The following is an 18,856-nucleotide window of genomic DNA, read 5'->3' as shown; positions in this document are numbered from 1 at the left end:
ATTTTTTAGCGGCGATGCGTGGTGCCACTGGCGACGACCGGTCCGGTCGGTGCGCCGGTCGTCGAACCGCCAAAAGGCTCGAGGCTGACGGCGAGCGTCGTACCGTCGGCAATGCCGCCGCGCAGATCGGCAGGAATGACAAGCTCGCCATCTTCATCCGGCTGGAAAATGCCGAGCGACTTTGGAGCGCCGCTTCCCGGCACCAGCCAGAGCTCCAGTGATTTTTTCTCAGCCCCGCCCGCCGCAACAGGAACGATGCGGACGCGGCCGCTTTGTACGTCGTAAGAGGCAAGCAGATTGACCTGGCTGTCGGCGGACGACAATTCGGCAACCAGTAGCGATTGACCTTTCGGCGGTGGAACGTTGCCGGAGGCGAAAATTATGGCTCCGATCGCAACGACTAGCGAAGCGAAGGTCAGCGAGCGCCAGAAGACGGCGGAATTCCAAAGGCCGCGCGAAAAGGACCGCGAAAGCTCCGGTTCGCCGAAAAGGCGTGCCTCGATCTGCTTGAAGGTCTCCCGGCCCGGGCTCGCGGTCACTTCATACTCGTCGTTGAAAGCAGAGAGGTTCGTTTCCCAGCGGCTGACGATTGCGGCAAACTGGCGGTCCCGGCGCATGCGCTCCTCGACCACCCGGCGATCCTGAAACGAAAGAACACCAAGCACGTACTCGCCGGCGAGCACTTCATCACGGGAGCGGCCTCCCTTGCTTTGATCCGGCGATGTCATCGCTCCATGCACTCTCTCAGCTTCAAAAGGCTGCGCCGCAGCCATGTCCGCATGGTGTTCAGCCGAACGCCAAACTGATCGGCAAGTTCCTGATAGCTCAGTCCTTCGACATAGGCTTTTTTCACCGCCTGCGCCCGATCAGCTTCCAACTCTTCCATGCAGGTGTCAATCCGCCTTCCTTCATCAGACAACACGGCCTGCTTTTCCGGGTCGAGGCCAGGATCGGGAAGATTGTATTCACCGTTCAACTCGTCGGCGATAGGCTTTCGCGCCCGCATCGTATCGATCGCCTGGTTGCGGGCAATCGCCGCGAGCCAGGAGGACGGCGTACCCTGGTTGGCCACGAAGGCCCCGGAGCGCTGCCAGACCTTTGTATAAACCTCCTGCAACGCCTCCTCGGCTTCGATACGATCGTTCAGGATACGCAGGCATATGGAGAAAAGTTTCGGGCTCGTCGCCTTGTAGAGATCGGCGAAAGCCTTCCGGTCGGCCATGGCGATGCGGCTTATCAAATGCGCGATTTCCTCGCTCGTCATGCCGCGGCCCATCTGTCTTTGACACGATGCCAATAAACGGCGGCCGGCTCAAATTGACAAGAGGCACAGCAACTAATGCGCAGGGCATTATTCCATCTGTCAAGAACTTGAGATAAAAGGCCGCGATCTATTCTGCGGGGTATGCCATGAACCAGTCCGAAAGCGAAACCCAAGCACGCCTTCTCGCACAGGCGCTGCCTTTCATGCAGCGTTACGAGAACAAGACGATAGTCGTCAAATACGGCGGCCATGCTATGGGCAATCCCGAGCTCGGCAAGGCTTTCGCCAGCGACATTGCGCTTTTGAAGCAATCCGGCGTCAATCCGATCGTCGTCCACGGCGGCGGTCCACAGATCGGCGCGATGTTGACGAAGATGGGCATCGAATCGAAGTTCGAAGGCGGTCTTCGCGTCACCGACGCCAAGACCGTCGAGATCGTCGAGATGGTGCTTGCCGGCTCCATCAACAAGGAGATCGTGGCACTCATCAACCAGACGGGCGAATGGGCGATCGGGCTTTGCGGCAAGGACGGCAACATGGTCTTTGCCGAAAAGGCGCAGAAAAAGATCAAGGACCCGGATTCGAACATCGAGCGCGTGCTCGATCTCGGCTTCGTCGGCGAGGTCGTCGAAGTCGACCGTACGCTGCTCGACCTGCTCGCCCGTTCGGAAATGATCCCGGTCATCGCCCCGGTCGCGCCCGGCCGCGACGGCGCGACCTACAACATCAATGCCGACACCTTCGCAGGCGCTATCGCTGGCGCACTGAACGCCACGCGCCTGCTCTTCCTGACGGACGTTCCCGGCGTGCTCGACAAGCAGGGCGACCTCATCAAGGAGCTCTCGGTTTCGCAGGCGCACGCGCTGATCGCCGACGGCACGATTTCCGGCGGCATGATCCCGAAGGTCGAAACCTGCATCGACGCGATCAAGGCCGGCGTCCAGGGCGTCGTCATCCTGAACGGCAAGACGGCCCATTCCGTGCTGCTCGAAATCTTCACCGAACACGGCGCCGGAACGCTGATCGTTCCGTGATTCAAGCTTGGCCCGCGGCGGCGAAGACCGCCTCGGCTGCCTCCTTCAGCTTTTCCATCATTGCGCGGTAGGGTCCCGGCCCATAACTGACACGGCCGACCCCGAGCTTTGCCAACGTCTTCACATCCGGCACGCCTTGCCGCATCATGATGTTGACCGGCAACGTAACCGCTTCGCACACTCGGCGGATCAGGTCCTGGTTCGACAATCCCGGCGCAAAAAAGCCACTGGCGCCAGCCTCCGCATAGGCGGCTGCCCGCTCGATCGCCTCATCCACCAGCGGAACATGCCGGTCGGGATCGGAGAACTTGAGGAACAGGTCGGTGCGGGCATTGATGAAGAACGGAATGCCCTTAGCCTCGGCCATCTCGCGGATGGCGCGGATGCGTGCGCGCCTGCTTATCGATCGGATGCAGCCCGCTGCCGCCAACCACCTGGTCCTCGAAATTGATGCCGACGGCGCCTGCATCAATCAGCCTGGCGGCGTTGGCAGCGGCTCCCGCTTTCTCGGTCGAATAGGCGCCCTCGAAATCGACCGAGAGAGGCAAGTCGTTGGCCGCAGTGATCGACCGCACCGTTGCGACAAGCGCTTCCAGCGGGATTTTTTCGCCGTCCGCATAGCCTTGCGCCGCAGCAACCGACCAGCTGCCGGTCGCCAGTGCCTTGGCGCCTGCGTCGCTGACAGCCTTCCCCGTGCCAGCATCCCAAATATTATAGAGGACGACCGGATTGCCCTTCTGATGCAATGCGCCGAACGCCTTCGCCTTTTCCGCCTGGTTCATGGAACGTCCTCCTCAAACAGCCCCTTTGGGCCGCATTTTTCCTTCGTGCCTCAAAAGCCATTGCTTGCGCCAGAGCCCGCCACCATAACCGGTCAGTGATCCGTCTGCGCCGACCACGCGATGGCAGGGGATGACGATGGCAAGCTGGTTTGCGCCGTTGGCGCGGCCGACCGCGCGTACCAGCTTCGGGTTTTCCATTTCCCTGGCCAGATCACCATAAGCGCGTCGTTCTCCCACAGGAATTTCCCGAAGCTTCGCCCAGACCGCCCGCTCGAAGGCGGTGCTGTTTGCGAGCGCCAAAGGGGTTTTGAAGTTCGCGGATTGGCCGTCGAAATAGGCTCGCAGCTCGGCATCGATCTGTTCGATCGCGGGCGTTCTCCCGGCGGCAACCGAGGAGCGTGTCTTGCGCTGCAGGTTTTCAAGCTCAGCCTGAAGCGCCTTCCGATCGTGGAACTCCAGAAGATGCAGATGCGTCTGATCGGCCACCGCGACCATCGGCCCGAGCGGCGTTTCAAACCAGTCTGCAAAGAGCAGCTCGCGGTTCTGCGACATGGCAGGCGCCTTGCCGATCAACCGCTGAAACGCGGCGCGAAACCCGCTGCCCGACTCGTAACCTGCATCCAGCTGGACATCGATGACGCGGGCGCCGCTCGCAAGCTGCCTTGCTGCCTCGCCGAGTCGGCGGGAGCGGGCGATGTCGAGGAAAGTCATGCCCAGCGATCGTTTGAAAGCGCGCCGCACGGTGGAGGGTTCGTAACCCTTGCGGACCAGATCATCCTCGGTCCAGCGCGTCGCCGGAGCGCAGTCGAGCGCTTCCAGCAGCTCGTCGACGATCGGTTCCTTGCCCGCCTGTTCCAGCGGCTTGCAGCGCCGGCAGGGCCGGAAGCCGGACTGCATGCAGGTGGCGATGGAATCGTAGAACAGCGTGTTCTCCCGTTTCGGCTTGCGTGCGGGGCAGGTCAACCGGCAGAAAACGCCGGTCGTTCTCACACAGACATAAGCAAGCCCCTCGTAATCGGAGCTCCGGGCGATCAGCGCATCATAAAGCGTGTCTTCATTGGGAAGATCGAAAAGCATGAGAGCCTTTTATCATCCCTTCCCTTTTGCGTCCGTCGAAAATCGGGCGTCTATTTTTTTGTTCGGCAATTTCCTTGGCCCATGCCATAACGCCGCCATGACCAAGATAGATCGCACTCCGACCAAAGCCGATTTTGCGCATGTGACCGAATGGGTCTTCGACCTCGACAACACGCTTTATCCGCATCACGTCAATCTCTTCGCGCAGATCGACAAAAACATGACCGCCTATGTCTCGGCGCTTCTCCAGATGGAGCGGGACGAGGCGCGCAAGCTACAGAAGCAATATTATCTCGATCACGGCACGACGCTGCAGGGTCTGATGATCCATCACGGCGTCGACCCGAACGAATTTCTGGAAAAGGCCCATGCCATCGACTATTCGAGCCTCACGGCTCAGCCCGAATTGGGTGCGGCGATCAAGGCACTTCCGGGCCGCAAGTTCATCTTCACCAACGGCAGCGTCAAACATGCCGAAATGACGGCCGGTGCACTCGGCATTCTCGAACATTTCGACGACATCTTCGACATCGTCGCCGCCGATATTCGTGCCGAAGCCGGCGCAGGTTACCTATGACAAGTTCATGGCACTGAAACGAGTCGAAACCGACAGGGCGGCCATGTTCGAGGACCTGCCGCGCAACCTTGTGGTTCCAAAGGCGCTCGGAATGCAGACTGTGCTGCTTGTGCCGAACAATCTTGAGGAAACCGTCGTCGAATGGTGGGAACAAACGAGCGGCGACGAGGACCATATCGATTTCGTCACCGACGATCTGGCTGCGTTTCTGGCAAGGGTCGTGGACTAGATTACGAAGATTTCATTCACCTTGCCGATGTCTAATTGGTCAGATTGACGCATCGGTCCTACCTTTCGAGCGCGATCCCCAGCGAGATTGCGAACCCGAAAGGAAATACGATGTCTCGGAACAAGCTGATCGTGATCGCACTTTCCTCCGTCATGATCGGTGCTGCAGCCGGCGCCAGTTTTGCCGCTCCAGGCGACGGGGCCCGCCAACCGCCGCGCCAGATGACGGGCGACGGTATGCGCGCTGGAGCAATGCGCGAGGTTGCCTTTGTGCGCATGTTGAAGCAGTTCGACACCAACAAGGACGGCCAGATTTCCAAACAGGAAGCCCAGGACGGCATCGAGAAGGTTTTTGCCGCGATCGATACGAACGACGACGGGGCGCTGACACCGGGCGAAATCCGCAAGCACCATGAAGCCCAAATGGAGGACCCCAACGCACCGGATGACCAATTGGGTACCAATGACGGCGCCGTGCCCAACGCTCCGCAGACGGCCGACAACGGTGGCCGGCCGAAGATATCGAAGCGCGCCGAGCATGACCGCGGCGGCGCCGATTGCGGCCACGGCGACAAGCGCTGGGAGATGCGTGACGGTGGGGCAGGATGATGTTTACGTCGATGATGCGCCGCATGGACGCCGACGAGAACGGCCAGATCTCCAAGCAGGAAGCCGAGGCAGCCTTCGACAAGTTTTTCATCCGCATGGATCGCAACAAGGACGGCGCGATCTCGATCGATGACATGCCTAATCGGCCGTTCCTGTAAGCAAGGACTTACCGCTAGTAGGCCCCGTCGCACATCGCGGCCGGTTTTCTATTCCTGATGCTCATAGAAATCCTGGATGATCTTCCATGCGGCAGCTGCCGTATCGACGAAGCTGATCAGCTTCACGTCGTCAGGCGCGATCGTCCCGAATTCGGCAAGTGCGTCGAAATTGACGATGCTTCGCCAGAACTTCTCGCCGAAGAGAATGAGCGGCATCTTTTCCATGCGTCCCGTCTGGATCAACGTCAGGCATTCGAAGAATTCGTCGAGGGTTCCAAAGCCGCCCGGGAACACCGCAATCGCTTTCGCGCGTACCATGAAATGCATCTTGCGGATCGCGAAGTAGTGGAAGTTGAAGCTGAGCTCCGGCGTCACATAGGCGTTCGGGGCCTGCTCGTGAGGCAGCACGATATTGAGGCCGATCGAGGGCGCGCCTTCGTCGGCTGCGCCGCGGTTGCCCGCCTCCATGACGCCCGGGCCGCCGCCGGTGACGATCACATATTCATGGAAATCGAAACCAGCGGAATATTTCGAGCAGAGCCGGGCGAACTTGCGCGCTTCGTCATAATAGATGGACGCCGCCTCCAGATTGGCACGCTGCATGTCGTTGCGGGCGGCCCATGCGCTCTGACCGGGGGCCGGAATACGCGCGCCGCCGAACATGACGACGGTGGATTTGATGCCGCGTTCCGTCAACATCATCTCAACCTTCAAAAGTTCAAGCTGGAGACGGATCGGCCGCAGTTCTTCGCGGCAGAGAAAGTCGTCGTCGGAATAGGCCAAGCGATAGGAAGGAGAAAGCGTTTGCGGCGTCTTCGGTACGGCGAGTGCACGATGCCTGTCGATCTCGCTCGACTTCAGCGGAGCCCGAGACTCCGTCCTTGCGCCTGAGCTTGCCGTTTTTTCCCTTCGCCATTTCAGAATGCCCTTCAAAAATGCCGGCAACACTTGCCGGGTCTGTCTATAACGCCTTGAATACAGAAACGATCTCGTTCGAAAAATCATTCCATTTTAGCCGCTCATGCGATAGAGCAGATCGCATCCCGCCGATCACAATTCCCGGAGACTTCTTAGTCTTCAGGATAAGGCTCGAAGTTTAAGGAATTCTCATGAGCGCCACCGATCTCGCATCCCTCGAAAAGACCATCGAAGCTGCCTTCGACAACCGCGACAACGTGAACGCGTCGACGAAAGGCGAAGTTCGCGAAGCCGTGGAAGCAGCGCTCGAGCTTCTCGACGGTGGCAAGGCTCGCGTCGCCGAGCGCGGCGCCGAAGGCGTCTGGACGGTCAATCAGTGGCTCAAGAAAGCCGTACTGCTTTCCTTCCGCCTGAACGACATGGAAGTCGTCAAGGGCGGCTCCGGCAATTCCACCTGGTGGGACAAGGTACCTTCCAAGTTCGAAGGCTGGGGCGAGAACCAGTATCGCGCCGCGGGCTTCCGGGCCGTTCCGAACTGCGTCGTCCGCCGCTCGGCCTATATCGCCAAGAACGTCGTCCTGATGCCTTCCTTCGTCAATCTCGGTGCCTATGTCGGTGAAGGCACGATGGTCGACACTTGGGCGACGGTCGGCTCCTGCGCACAGATCGGCAAGCATGTGCATCTTTCCGGCGGCGTTGGCATCGGCGGCGTGCTGGAACCGATGCAGGCCGGCCCGACGATCATCGAAGACAACTGCTTCATCGGCGCCCGATCGGAAGTCGTCGAAGGCTGCATCATCCGCGAGGGTTCAGTTCTCGGCATGGGCGTCTATATCGGCAAGTCAACCAAGATCGTCGATCGGGCCACCGGCGACGTCATGTATGGCGAAGTGCCGCCCTACTCCGTTGTCGTTGCCGGTTCGATGTCGAGCGGCAACAAGACCATGGCAAACGGCCAACCGGCACCGCATCTCTATTGCGCCGTCATCGTCAAGCGCGTCGACGAGCAGACCCGCTCGAAGACCGGCATCAATGAATTGCTGCGCGACTAAGCTTTCAGTGACAGCCGGATCCCGATCCGGTAAACAAACGGCGTTCTTTTCAGCGAGGCGGTTCGCCGCCTTGCCATGTCTTTGCCATTCCCGCCGGATAATTCGACCCTCATGACCGCCACCGATCCCGTCGCCAATCTCCAGACACTCATCCGCTGCCCCTCCGTGACGCCTGCCGAAGGCGGCGCACTTTCTGCGCTCGACGCCATGCTTTCGCCGCTTGGCTTTAAGGTGGACAAGGTGAAGGCGACGGAAGCCGGCACGCCCGACATCGAAAACCTCTACGCCCGCCTGGGCAGTGATGGCCCGCACCTAATGTTTGCCGGGACACACGGACGTCGTGCCGGTCGGCGACGAAGCCGCCTGGACGCATCCCCTTCGCCGCGGAAATTTCAGGCGGCGAACTCTTCGGTCGTGGTGCAGTCGACATGAAGGGCGGGATCGCATGCTTCGTGGCAGCCGTTTCCCGGTACGTTGAGAAACACGGCAATCCGAAGGGCTCGATTTCCTTGCTGATCACCGGCGACGAGGAGGGTCCTGCCATCAACGGCACGCATCAAGCTCCTGCAATGGCGCGGCAGAACGCGGCGAGCGCTGGGATGCCTGCCTGGTCGGCGAGCCGACCAATCCGGATGCCCTCGGCGACATGATCAAGATCGGCCGGCGCGGCTCGCTGTCCGGCAGGATCACTGTCCACGGTGTTCAGGGCCACGCCGCCTATCCGCATCTGGCGGACAATCCGGTGCGCGGCATGCTGCAGCTCGACGAGCGCGCTGATGCGATCCCCGGTTCGACAACGGCACCGAAAACTTCCAGCCGTCGAACCTCGAGGTGACGACCATCGATGTCGGCAATCCGGCCACCAACGTCATTCCGGCCGAAGGCCAGCGGCAAGCTTCAACATCCGCTTCAACGACACCTGGACGGTCGACACGCTGCAGGCGGAAATCCTCCGCCGTCTTGAAGCGCGCCGCCAAGAATGGCGCCCTGCGCGCCCGGCCGCGAGGCGGTAAGATATGACATTGCCTGGGCCGATCGTCCGAGGCCATGTCTTCCTCACCCGCAACGACGCACTGATTGCATCACTTTCCTCTGCCGTCGAAGCATTGCCGGCAAGGCGCCGAAGCTTTCGACCACCGGCGGCACGTCGGACGCGCGCTTCATCAAGGACTATTGCCCGGTCGTCGATTCGGCCTCGTCGGACAGACCATGCACATGGTCGACGAACGCGTTGCTGTTTCCGATCTCGAAACGCTGACGCAGATCTACGAAACCTTCATCGAGCGATGGTTCCGCAAATGCCGGGGCTTAGGGAGGTTCAATACTATCTGTCGGGTTTGTGGCTGCTGATCCGCATGGACACGCGGGGCTTCCGGTTTCTCGATATGTCGGACCGCGGCGTCAACCGCTCCTTCTGGGCGATGGCCTGGTGCCTGCCACCGATGGGCATTTCGTGGCTCTGGTGGCGTCAGGCCTTCCTGCAGTCGATGCCGCCGCATGTCGAAGTCGGCCTTCCCTTCTATTTCCGTTTGGGCCTGGTCGAAATCGCCAATTGGTTCGTGCCGCTGGTGTTTGCAGGACTGTTGCTGTTTGCCTTCCGCATGGGCGATCGCTTTGCCGCCGTGGTCGTCAGCATCAACTGGCTCGGCGTGCCGCTTTCCTATATCAACGGCCTGCTGCTGGCGCTGGTCTTCTTCATTCCCGGCGCCATCAGCGTCGTGTCGATCCTGCTTCTGGTCTTCATGATGGCGCAGATCTTCATGCTTGCAAGCGCATTCTGCGGATGATCTTTCACGGCCACGGGCTGATGGCCGGGGCGCTGACGCTGGCACTGCTCGGTGCCGGCCGTGATCCTCGCCGAATATCTCCAGCGCTTCCTCGGCATTTATCCGGTTTAGATCAACGGCCTGGCATGGGCAGGGTCATGACGGATCGTCATCGCCATTCTCTTGCGTCCGCTTGCGCCGATCGGTGATCACCGTCGGATAATCGACCTGCATGAAATAAAGTCCTTCGGGCGGAGCAACTGGACCGCAGGCCTTGCGGTCACGCGCCTTAAGCGCAGCACGCACATCCTCCGGCGTCCATTTTCCTTCTCCTGCAAGCTTCAGCGTTCCGACAAAGGAGCGGATCTGATTGTGCAGGAAACTCTTGTGCCGTTGCGCGGATTTCGATCAGCTCGCCGTGCCGCGTCACGTCGAGCCGGTCGAGTGTGCGGACCGGGCTGTTTGCCTGGCAATGCGCGGAACGGAAGGTGGAAAAGTCATGCCTGCCGACGAGGATCTGGGCGGCCTGATGCATCACCTCATGATCGAGCACCTTCGGCACCCACCAGGCCTTGCCCGCCTCGAGCGCCAGCGGCGCGCGGCGGTTGATGATGCGGTAGAGATAGTGCCGCCGCTCGGCGGAAAAGCGGGCATCGAAGAACTCGCCAACCACCTGCACCTCCAGAATGGACACGCGCTCGCCCGCCAGCTTCAGATGCGCATTCAGCGCGTTCTGCAACTTGAACACCGACCATTCCTTTGAAAGATCGGCATGGATCACTTGACCCATCGCATGGCACGCCGGAATCCGTACGCCCGGCGCCACGGATCGACACGGTCTCGCCGCTTAACGACAGGATCGCAGCTTCGATCGCCCCCTGCACGGAGGGACCGTTTTCCTGACGCTGCCAGCCGACATAGGGTTCGCCGTCATATTCGACGGTCATCCGGTAGCGCGGCATCAGGCTAGTCTCGTGCCGTGCGCAAGCGGCGTGCCGCGCAGGAAGTCCGCCGCTGCAAGCGGCTTGCCACCGGCCTTCTGCAATCTGGTCAGCCGAACCGCTCCGGACGCGCAGGCGATAACCAGCTCATCCGTCAGCACTTCGCCGGCCGGACCGTGCCCGTCCGCAAGTTCCGAACCCAGCACCTTCACCCGCTCCGGCTTGCGGCCGATCTCGACTTCGATCCAGGCGCCCGGAAACGGCGAAAGTCCGCGGATATGATTGTGAACGTCCCTTGCATCCCTGCTGAAATCGATCCGCGTCTCGCCTTTGTCGATCTTCGCGGCATAAAGGACGCCCTCTTGCGGCTGCGGCGTCAGCGGCAGGTCACCCATTTCGAGCTTTACCATCGCTTCGCCGATCGCCTTGGCGCCGACATGCATCAGTTTGTCGTGCAACTCGCCGGCCGTCATGTTCGGGCCGATCTCGACCTCGCGGGTCAACGCGACGGGGCCGGTATCCAGCCCCTTGTCCATCTTCATCACCATCATGCCGGACTTTTCGTCGCCTGCCATGATCGCTCTGTGGATGGGCGCTGCGCCGCGCCAGCGCGGCAGCAGCGAGGCATGGCCATTGTAGCAGCCGTTGCGCGTTCCGTTCAAAATCGCCTCCGGCAGCAGTAGTCCATAGGCAACGACAACCGCCACATCCGCGTTGAGCGCCCGGAAGCGCTCCCGTTCTTCCGGCTCCTTGAAATTGACCGGCGTGAAGACGGGCAGGCCGAGCAGTTCGGCGGCCTGATGCACCGGCGACTTCTGCAGGTCGAGACCGCGCCGTCCGCCCGGCCGCGGTGGCTGCGTATAGACCGCAACAATCTGATGCCCCGCATCCACCAGCGTGCGCAGGGTCGGAACCGAGAACTCCGGCGTTCCCATGAAAATGATGCGAAACGACATTCTCTCTCGCCTGGTTTTAGATCAGCCGTCTTCAAACGGGTTTACGAGCCTGAGATCAAGCCCTTCGAAATCTTTTATGTCGCGTGTCGCCAGCGTCGCGCCGTAAGCGAGGCAGGTGGCGGCGATCATAGCGTCCTGGAGCGATATCGGCCGCCCCATTGCTCCCACGCTTTGCCCGCAGACGGCCGTTGCAATCGCGGCATGGTGATCAGGGCGAGTATCTTGTTCCGGTCAGCGACAAGCAGCCTGGCGAATATGTCGATGTAACCTTTGATTTCGTTCGGTGCCAGAAACGCTCGGCAGCGTAAGACCGCTCCATCATGACGATTTCGCAGAGATAGAAGATCGCCCATACGGCACCTCCTTTACGAAATCAGCGATATCGTATGCGCTGCGTCCATAGTTCAACGCAACTCAGACCCCCTTCGCCGACTTCGCCGCCTTCGTGAACTTCTTGATCACCATTTCCCGCTTCAGCCGCGAAATATAATCGATGAAGAGTACGCCGTTCAGATGGTCGATCTCGTGCTGAAGGCAAGTGGCGAGGAGGCCGTCGGCCTCAACGATCCGCTCCTTGCCGTCACGGTCGAGATATTCGACGCTGACGGTCGCCGGACGCTCGACCTCGGCATAATAGTCGGGAATGGAAAGGCAGCCCTCTTCGTAGACCGATCGCTCGTCGGAAGAATTGACGATCCTCGGATTGATAAAGACCTGCGGCTGCTTTTCCTCGCCCTCCCGCGAAACGTCGATCACCAGTATCCGGCGCGGCACGCCGACCTGGATTGCCGCCAGGCCAATGCCCGGTGCGTCATACATCGTTTCCAGCATATCGTCGGCAAGACGCTTGAGATCGGCATCGATCCGCTCGATCGGTTTGGAAACCTGGCGGAGGACGGGATCTGGAAGAATAATAAGTGGCTTGATGGTCATCGCGTTCCCATAACCTATCTTTTCCAGCTAGGGAATTATCCTGAAACTCCGGAAAGTGCTTTTTTGCGCAGCCCTGCGGAATTTGCGGCATTCGGTCAGGCTGCGCGGCGGGAGGCCGGCGCCTGACGCTCCTGCGAGCGGATATTGAAGTGCTGCAGCAGCGCCACGAGGTTATCCACCTCCGCGCGCAAGTGACGGCTCTCTGCCGAGGTATGTTCTACCATGCTTGAGTTCTGCTGCGTGATCGTGTCCATGTTGCGGATCGCAATGCTGACTTCGTTTACCCCTGTCGCCTGATCACGCGCTGCCGCTGCGATATCGGCGACGAAGCGGTCGATGATGTCGATACGGCTGATCATATCGCTAAGTGCCTCGCCGGTACTGCTGACGATGCCGACGCCCTCATTCACCTGCATGGAACTTTCCGAGATCAGATTCTTGATCTCCTTGGCTGCATCGGCAGTGCGCTGCGCGAGCTGGCGCACTTCCTGTGCGACGACTGCAAAGCCCTTGCCCGCCTCGCCGGCACGCGCGGCCTCGACGCCGGCGTTAAGTGCCAGGAGGTTCGTCTGGAAGGCGATTTCGTCAATGACGCCGATGATCTTGGCTATCTCGGCGGACGACTTCTCGATACCCGCCATGGCCGACACCGCGCTTGTCACGAGCTCACCTGAACTCTTCGCCTTCTCCTGCGTCTCGCGCACCGCACCGGATGCCTTCTCGGCATTTGCTGCGGTCTGGCCAACGCTGACGGAGAGCTGCTGGAGCGCAGCAGAGCTCTCCTCAATGCCGGCCGCCTGTTGCGCCGTGCGCATCGCCAGATCGTCGGTCGCCTTGGAAATTTCGTCAGTGCCGCTTAAAATTTCGCCGGAACTGCTGCGCACCGATGCGAATGAGGCGCGAAGGGCCGCCGCGGCGCGGTTATAGTCCTCCGCCATGTGGCGGAAATCGCCCGGCAGGTCCGCCGGCAGCGTTGCTTCAAGATCGCCCTTCGAAAGAGCTTCCAATCCGCGACGCAAATGTTCTAGCGCAATCGCCTGATCGGCTTCCGCCTTGGCACGCTCCTCTTCATGCGTGCGCCGCTTCTCTTCCAGCGCATCGAGATAGACAGAAATTGAATAGTCCATGTCGAGCATACTGGCTTTGATGACCGAGGCGAGCTTCTCGGCAAGCGCCTTGCCCTTTTGATGGCGAAACCGTGACGGCCACTGCTTTTCCATGATGCCTTTGACAAGTTCTACCATGACGATCGCATAACCGCCGATATACCAGCGCGGTTCAAGGCCAATGCGGGCATGCGCCCTGCCGACGGCGGTGACGCCGTTCACGTAGCTCTCGTCGAAATTGCCGCCGGCAAGGTTCGCCCAGTGATCCTCCTGGCGTTTCTTGGCGTGGCCGACATGCGTCTTGTCGGAAAAGAACCCGGCCACTGCGGGCGTCCTGGCGATCTTGCCATAAAACTTGTCCAGCGCGCCGCCGATCAGTTCGCCGATGACCGGGCGCAGTTCGCGTATCGTCTTTCTCGCCTCGCTGTCGAGTTCGATGAAATCAAGGCGCTGCTTGAGTGCGTTTTCGAATTGCTGAGCGGTCATACTCTAACTGTCCTGGCGCATGGTGCGATAGAGGTCTCTTTAGAAACGACAATTCTGAAAATATAGTTGAGTATTCGTTAAAATCGGGCGGCGATCTTCAGGAGCTTCGTGCCACAGTGCCGCGGCACTTTGTCCACGAAATCGCGCTATGGATCTGTTCACGTTTTGATCTAGCCATCGCCGGCGGGTTTGTTATTGTGCGCGAATGAACAATGTTACCGAATCGCTGACAATCTCGATCGCCGGGCTCAGCCCGACCATCCTCGCGCTTGCCGGTGGCGTTGTCGCTGTCGTTGTCGTGGTGCTCGTGTTCCTGCTGGTCAGGAACAGCAACCTGCGGCGCGAACAGGATGAGGAGGCAGCGATCCGGGCCGCGGAAGCCGATGCCCGCATGGCCGAGCTCCTGAAGATTCAGGCCGAGATGCAGGGACGCATTTCGACCATGGCTGAGGTCTTCGGAACGCGTCAGGCCGAACTCAACCAGGCGATCGGTCAGCGCCTCGACGGCATGTCGCAGCGTGTCAGCACGACGATCAGCGAACAGACGAAATCGACGCATGAGAACCTTCAGCGCCTGCAGGAGCGGCTCGCTGTCATCGATGCAGCTCAGAACAATATCCAGACGCTGGCGAAGGATGTCGTCGGGCTTCAGGCAATCCTCTCCAACAAGCAAACGCGCGGCGCCTTCGGCCAGTCGCGTATGGAGACCATCGTCGCCGACGGTCTGCCGATGGGCGCCTATGCTTTCCAGCAAACGCTTTCCAACGGCTCGCGGCCGGACTGCACCGTGCGCATGCCGAACGGTGCACCGCCGCTCGTCATCGATGCCAAGTTTCCTCTCGAAGCCTGGAATGCCATTCGCGACGCGGGCACGGCGGACGCAACCAAGCTTGCCTCGCAGCAATTCCGCCGCGATATGGAGATCCATGTCCGCGATATATCGGAGAAGTATCTTATCCAGGGTGAGACGCAGGATACGGCTTTTCTCTTCGTTCCTTCGGAATCGATCTTCGCTGAAATTCATGAGAATTTCGAGCCGGTCGTCCAGAAAGCGCATCGGTCCCGCATCGTCATTGTTTCGCCCTCGCTGCTGATGCTGTCGATCCAGGTCATCCAGGCCGTTTTGAAGGATCAGCGCATGCAGGCGCAGGCGCACGTCATCCAGGGCGAGGTAGCGATCCTGATGGATGATCTCGGGCGGCTCGATGAACGCGTGCGCAAACTGCAGACGCATTTTTCCCAGGCACAGCGGGATGTTGATCAGATCATCACGTCCACTGACAAACTCTCCAAACGCGGCGCAAAAATCGAAGCGCTGGAATTCGAGGGCGCAGAAGCGCTCAAGGAGGAACGTGAAAGCGGACCTCCGGCGAAGTCGGTCGAAAGCCGCACCGGCCTTCTCAAACTCAGGGTGGTTGACGAAGAGTGAGCCCATCAGGCAGTGTCCGTCGCCATGAGAAGCATGACAGGACACCCTTTATGATCACAGTTTTCGGCTCCATCAACATGGACCTCATCGCCACGACCGATCGGCTGCCAAAGCCTGGCGAAACGGTAGCCGGCAACGGTTTTGCAACGGCGGCGGGCGGCAAGGGAGCCAACCAGGCATTAGCCGCGGGACGCGCCGGCTGCGTGGTCCATATGGTGGGCGCAGTCGGCAAGGATGAATTCGCTGCACCGGCGCTGGCGCTTCTCGATCAGGCGGGCATCCACCTTGCAGGCGTCAAGCACGTCGATGGACCCACCGGTACGGCGCTGATCCTTGTTGGTGGAGACGGCGAGAACATGATAGCCGTCGTGCCGGGCGCAAACGGGACCATCGCGGCCGAAGATGCCGATGCGGCGATCGGCACCATGAGTAAGGGCGATACTCTGATGCTGCAGTTCGAGGTGCCCGCACCGGCAGTCGAGCGTGCGCTGACCGCAGCCAAGGTCAAGGGCGTCACGACCGTCCTCAACCTCGCCCCGCTCATTGCGGACGCCCCGCGGCTTGGACGTCTCGCCGATATCGTCATTGCCAACGAGACGGAGTTCGAGCGGCTTGCTGGCCAGGACAACATGAACCCGGCTGATCGCGAAACGGCATTGAGACGCCTGCACGGAGAGACTGGGCAGACGTTGATCGTGACGCTCGGCGCCGACGGCGTGATCGCAATCCGGGATGGCGTCATTACACGAGCGAAAGGACTGAAGATCGAGCCGGTGGATACCGTCGCGGCGGGCGATACATTCTGCGGCTACTTTGCCGCATGCCTCGATGAAGGCCTCGATTTCGAGGCTTCGCTGCGCCGGGCCGCCGTCGCCGGCTCGCTTGCCTGCCTCAAGGCCGGAGCACAGCCATCCATTCCCTTGTCCGCCGAAGTCGCAAACAAGATATAGTCTTGTCTATTTCGACCGAACACTCGAAGAAAGATGAATCAACTCAATATATTAGCGGAATGAATTGGTACAGTTTCATTCAAATTTAAGGGATTGCCGGCGATCTTTCTTTTGATCGCCAGGCTTTTCTTAAAAGGCCCCGGCAACGTCACGGCTGCTCCATGACGGCGCGGCATTTCCTCCCCGTGCCGGAGAATGCGACTCCGGTGCGTCGCCCCTACCGAGGAACCCATGTCCATCTTCCGCATGAAGTCGCTTGCCGCAAAGCTCCTCCTCATTACAGGCGCGGCCATCGCGCTTGTCCTACTGGTTTCCAACTTCTTCCTGATTGGCCAGACCCGCGATCGCGTTCATGCGTTAACGATGGACCAAGCCAACCTCGAAGCGAAATCAATCGCCAACGAGATCGCCGCGAATGTCGGCGAGCTGGCGAGTGCCGCGCGCTCGATGTCGGGCGTCCTCGGCCGCGGTCACGAAGCCAAGACCTTCGACCGCAAGGGCATCATTAACATCCTGAAGGCCAACCTCGAGCAGAATGCCTTTGCCTTCGGAAGCTGGTTCTGCGAACAGCTCGGCGCCTTTGACGGCAAAACAGCCGAGATCGCCGACAAACTCGATGAGGGCACGAACAAGAACGGCGCCTTTACGCCCTACTGGTCGAAGACGAGGGATGGCGCCATCCAGTTTTCGACCTTCGACAACGACTATACCGCCGAATGGTGGAAACTTGCCGCCGACACCGGCAAGGGCGCCATCACCTCACCCTATCTTGCCGAAGGCACCGACGTTCCGACATTGCTGACTTCCATCGCCTATCCGGTCATGTCCGGCGGCAAGATGATTGGTGTCGAAGGTGTCGACATCTCGCTCAAGTCCCTCACCGACAAACTGCAGGCATTGCAACCCTTCGGTTCGGGCCGTGTCACTCTCGTTGCGCAAAACGGCAACTGGATCGTGGCGCCGACGAAGGAACTGATGTCGAAACCCTACGGCAACGGCGAAGCCGCGGCCGAAGTTAAGACAGCGCTAGCCTCGATGACCCCGAGTGTGGTTCGCAACCTCAACCTTGATGGCCATGAACCGTTCGATCGTGTCGTTTATCCGTTTGCCGTACCGGATCTTCATGCCACCTGGGTCGTACTCGTCGATGTTCCCCACAGCGCCATCAATGCACCGGTGCGAGATCAAACCTTCATGATGATCGCCGGTGGCATTGTTGTCCTTGGTGCGGTCATGCTGGCTCTCTATTTTGCCGTGCGATCCTTGGTGCAAAAGCCTCTCGGCTTGCTCGTTGCAAGTGTCAAGGCACTCAGCGACGGCAAGTACGAAGAGCCGGTCACCGGCCAGGAGCGCGCAGACGAGATCGGTTCCGTCGCCAAGGCCCTCGAAGGATTCCGGTTTACGCTTGCCGATACCCAACGGCTCGAGGCAGAGGCCGACAATCAGCGCAGTGCCGCTGAAGCCGAACGCAGCCGCTCGGAAAGCGAGCGGCAGGAGTTTGTCGCGCTGCAACGCCAGATCGTTTCCATCGTCGGTGCCGGGCTCTCAGAACTATCGCAGGGCAACCTCGGTCATCGCCTCACGGAGGAGTTCCCCGGCGAATACGCCAAGCTGAAGCAGGATTTCAACGCTGCGCTTGCCAGCCTTGAAGAGACGATCAACACGATGAACGTCAGCGTCGTGAACATTGGCTCCGGCACCAGCGAAATCAGCAACAGCGCCTCGGACCTTGCCAAGCGCACGGAACAGCAGGCGGCAAGCCTGGAAGAAACCGCCGCCGCGCTCAACGAGCTGACAGCTCAGGTCAATTCAAGTGCCGAGAATGCCCGCACAGCTGCAGAAAACGTCAATCTCGCCTGTGAAGATGCGGAAAAATCCGGCGAGGTGGTGCAGAAAGCAATCGCCTCCATGCACGGCATCGAACAGTCATCGACGGAAGTCTCGCGCATCATCGGCGTCATCGACGAAATCGCTTTCCAGACGAACCTGCTGGCACTCAATGCCGGCGTCGAGGCGGCGCGCGCTGGTGAAGCGGGCAAGGGCTTCGCTGTCGTTGCTCAGGAAGTCCGGGAGCTGGCTCAACGCTCTGCAACTGCAGCCAAGGAGATCAAGACGCTCATCAACACCTCGGCCATCCAGGTCAAGGAAGGCGTCGATCTCGTCGGCCGCGCTGGCGGTACGCTGCATAAGATCGCCGAGCAGGTGATGGGCATCAACGGTCTCATCCGCCAGATCTCGGCCTCCGCGAGCGAACAGGCGATCGGCCTCAAGGAAATTAACCAGGCCATGAACCAGATGGACCAGGTGACCCAACAGAATGCGGCAATGGTGGAAGAGGCGACAGCAGCCAGTGTTGCGCTGAACGACGAGGCGCAGACGCTGAAAGCCCTCGTCCTTCGCTTCCGTGTGTCCGCTCAGGTGAACGCCGCGGCGCTGCGCTCGACGGCGCAGCAGATGCGCACCCCGACGCCAGCCTACCGTTCCCCGGCTCCCGTGTCGCGCCGCCCTGCGCCACAGTCGCACAGTTCGGCCGCCGTTGTTCAGGACAACTGGGAAGAGTTTTGAGGCACAAGTCTTCACACATGAAAAG

At 60.3% G+C, this 18,856-nt stretch carries 11 protein-coding genes and 8 pseudogenes; 9 read left to right on the top strand and 10 right to left on the bottom strand.

The genetic code is table 11. The features are described from left to right. Positions 1–5: 5 nt before the first annotated feature. Together ACW4PC_RS16640 and ACW4PC_RS16635 are read right to left on the bottom strand one after the other, a co-directional pair. The gene (locus tag ACW4PC_RS16640; RefSeq protein ID WP_455874487.1) at positions 6–728 is read right to left on the bottom strand and encodes an anti-sigma factor; all 723 of its coding nucleotides are present in this window, start codon (positions 726–728) and stop codon (positions 6–8) included. Continuing rightward, a complete protein-coding gene (locus tag ACW4PC_RS16635) occupies positions 725–1,264 on the bottom strand; it encodes a sigma-70 family RNA polymerase sigma factor (protein WP_455874486.1) in 540 nt (179 codons plus the stop codon). The genes ACW4PC_RS16640 and ACW4PC_RS16635 overlap by 4 nt, the downstream gene beginning before the upstream one ends. Before the next feature lie 146 nt (positions 1,265–1,410). On the opposite strand from ACW4PC_RS16635, the gene argB reads away from it, so the two are divergent. Beyond that, positions 1,411–2,298 (top strand): acetylglutamate kinase, encoded by an 888-nt coding sequence (gene argB / locus ACW4PC_RS16630; RefSeq protein ID WP_455874485.1) that lies wholly within the window; start codon positions 1,411–1,413, stop codon positions 2,296–2,298. Between the two features lies 1 nt (position 2,299). On the opposite strand, the pseudogene ACW4PC_RS16625 reads toward argB, so the two are convergent. Continuing rightward, a pseudogene (locus ACW4PC_RS16625) lies at positions 2,300–3,080 on the bottom strand (isocitrate lyase/PEP mutase family protein). A gap of 12 nt (positions 3,081–3,092) precedes the next feature. Further along, a complete protein-coding gene (locus ACW4PC_RS16620; protein WP_455874484.1) occupies positions 3,093–4,157 on the bottom strand; it encodes a bifunctional transcriptional activator/DNA repair enzyme AdaA in 1,065 nt (354 codons plus the stop codon). 97 nt (positions 4,158–4,254) lie between these two features. On the opposite strand from ACW4PC_RS16620, the pseudogene ACW4PC_RS16615 reads away from it, so the two are divergent. Both ACW4PC_RS16615 and ACW4PC_RS16610 read left to right on the top strand, forming a co-directional pair. Further along, a pseudogene (locus ACW4PC_RS16615) lies at positions 4,255–4,963 on the top strand (pyrimidine 5'-nucleotidase). Between the two features lie 110 nt (positions 4,964–5,073). Beyond that, a pseudogene (locus ACW4PC_RS16610) lies at positions 5,074–5,729 on the top strand (calcium-binding protein). 48 nt (positions 5,730–5,777) lie between these two features. On the opposite strand, the pseudogene ACW4PC_RS16605 reads toward ACW4PC_RS16610, so the two are convergent. Further along, a pseudogene (locus ACW4PC_RS16605) lies at positions 5,778–6,645 on the bottom strand (LOG family protein). A 193-nt stretch (positions 6,646–6,838) separates the two neighbouring features. On the opposite strand from ACW4PC_RS16605, the gene dapD reads away from it, so the two are divergent. The 3 genes and pseudogenes from dapD to ACW4PC_RS16590 all read left to right on the top strand — a co-directional run bounded on the left by dapD (position 6,839) and on the right by ACW4PC_RS16590 (position 9,597). Then, entirely contained in the window at positions 6,839–7,699 is an 861-nt protein-coding gene (gene dapD / locus ACW4PC_RS16600; RefSeq protein WP_455874483.1) for a 2,3,4,5-tetrahydropyridine-2,6-dicarboxylate N-succinyltransferase, read from the top strand. Positions 7,700–7,810: 111 nt separating this feature from the next. Continuing rightward, positions 7,811–9,049: pseudogene (dapE, locus tag ACW4PC_RS16595) on the top strand (succinyl-diaminopimelate desuccinylase). Further along, positions 8,998–9,597: pseudogene (locus tag ACW4PC_RS16590) on the top strand (hypothetical protein). The pseudogenes dapE and ACW4PC_RS16590 overlap by 52 nt, the downstream one beginning before the upstream one ends. Before the next feature lie 24 nt (positions 9,598–9,621). Here ACW4PC_RS16590 and truA read toward each other — a convergent pair. From truA to ACW4PC_RS16565, 5 genes and pseudogenes are all read right to left on the bottom strand, one after another. Beyond that, a pseudogene (truA, locus tag ACW4PC_RS16585) lies at positions 9,622–10,427 on the bottom strand (tRNA pseudouridine(38-40) synthase TruA). Continuing rightward, complete coding sequence (fmt, locus tag ACW4PC_RS16580) at positions 10,427–11,362, bottom strand: methionyl-tRNA formyltransferase (RefSeq protein WP_455874482.1); 936 nt, start codon at positions 11,360–11,362, stop codon at positions 10,427–10,429. Before fmt ends, truA begins: the two are co-directional and overlap by 1 nt. 21 nt (positions 11,363–11,383) lie before the next feature. Beyond that, a pseudogene (locus ACW4PC_RS16575) lies at positions 11,384–11,518 on the bottom strand (type II toxin-antitoxin system VapC family toxin); the annotation flags it as partial. Positions 11,519–11,776: 258 nt separating this feature from the next. Further along, positions 11,777–12,295: a peptide deformylase gene (gene def, locus ACW4PC_RS16570; protein WP_455874481.1), complete on the bottom strand. Its 519-nt coding sequence runs from the start codon at positions 12,293–12,295 to the stop codon at positions 11,777–11,779. Positions 12,296–12,390: 95 nt separating this feature from the next. Continuing rightward, positions 12,391–13,887 carry a globin-coupled sensor protein gene (locus tag ACW4PC_RS16565; RefSeq protein WP_455874480.1) on the bottom strand — a complete coding sequence of 499 codons (1,497 nt, stop codon included), beginning with the start codon at positions 13,885–13,887 and terminating at the stop codon, positions 12,391–12,393. A gap of 205 nt (positions 13,888–14,092) precedes the next feature. Between ACW4PC_RS16565 and ACW4PC_RS16560 the strand changes: the two genes are divergently transcribed. The 3 genes from ACW4PC_RS16560 (at position 14,093) to ACW4PC_RS16550 (ending at position 18,831) form a co-directional block, all read left to right on the top strand. Continuing rightward, positions 14,093–15,316 carry a DNA recombination protein RmuC gene (locus tag ACW4PC_RS16560; protein ID WP_455874479.1) on the top strand — a complete coding sequence of 408 codons (1,224 nt, stop codon included), beginning with the start codon at positions 14,093–14,095 and terminating at the stop codon, positions 15,314–15,316. A gap of 50 nt (positions 15,317–15,366) precedes the next feature. Next, positions 15,367–16,266 (top strand): ribokinase, encoded by a 900-nt coding sequence (locus tag ACW4PC_RS16555; protein WP_455874478.1) that lies wholly within the window; start codon positions 15,367–15,369, stop codon positions 16,264–16,266. Between the two features lie 231 nt (positions 16,267–16,497). Beyond that, complete coding sequence (locus tag ACW4PC_RS16550) at positions 16,498–18,831, top strand: methyl-accepting chemotaxis protein (protein WP_455874477.1); 2,334 nt, start codon at positions 16,498–16,500, stop codon at positions 18,829–18,831. Positions 18,832–18,856 lie beyond the last annotated feature (25 nt).

The sequence above is a fragment of the Rhizobium yanglingense genome, assembly GCF_977109285.1.
The sequence above is the reverse complement of the archived record's forward strand: the minus strand, read 5'-3'. Positions and strand labels throughout refer to the sequence as shown.

Bases quoted from the DNA above. Each gene is read 5' to 3' on its own strand.
- ACW4PC_RS16550 (WP_455874477.1), top strand. From the start codon at position 16,498: ATGTCCATCTTCCGCATGAAGTCGCTTGCCGCAAAGCTCCTCCTCATT.
- ACW4PC_RS16555 (WP_455874478.1), top strand. From the start codon at position 15,367: ATGATCACAGTTTTCGGCTCCATCAACATGGACCTCATCGCCACGACC.
- def (WP_455874481.1), bottom strand. From the start codon at position 12,295: ATGACCATCAAGCCACTTATTATTCTTCCAGATCCCGTCCTCCGCCAG.
- ACW4PC_RS16635 (WP_455874486.1), bottom strand. From the start codon at position 1,264: ATGACGAGCGAGGAAATCGCGCATTTGATAAGCCGCATCGCCATGGCC.
- argB (WP_455874485.1), top strand. From the start codon at position 1,411: ATGAACCAGTCCGAAAGCGAAACCCAAGCACGCCTTCTCGCACAGGCG.
- dapD (WP_455874483.1), top strand. From the start codon at position 6,839: ATGAGCGCCACCGATCTCGCATCCCTCGAAAAGACCATCGAAGCTGCC.
- ACW4PC_RS16560 (WP_455874479.1), top strand. From the start codon at position 14,093: ATGAACAATGTTACCGAATCGCTGACAATCTCGATCGCCGGGCTCAGC.
- ACW4PC_RS16565 (WP_455874480.1), bottom strand. From the start codon at position 13,887: ATGACCGCTCAGCAATTCGAAAACGCACTCAAGCAGCGCCTTGATTTC.
- fmt (WP_455874482.1), bottom strand. From the start codon at position 11,362: ATGTCGTTTCGCATCATTTTCATGGGAACGCCGGAGTTCTCGGTTCCG.
- ACW4PC_RS16640 (WP_455874487.1), bottom strand. From the start codon at position 728: ATGACATCGCCGGATCAAAGCAAGGGAGGCCGCTCCCGTGATGAAGTG.
- ACW4PC_RS16620 (WP_455874484.1), bottom strand. From the start codon at position 4,157: ATGCTTTTCGATCTTCCCAATGAAGACACGCTTTATGATGCGCTGATC.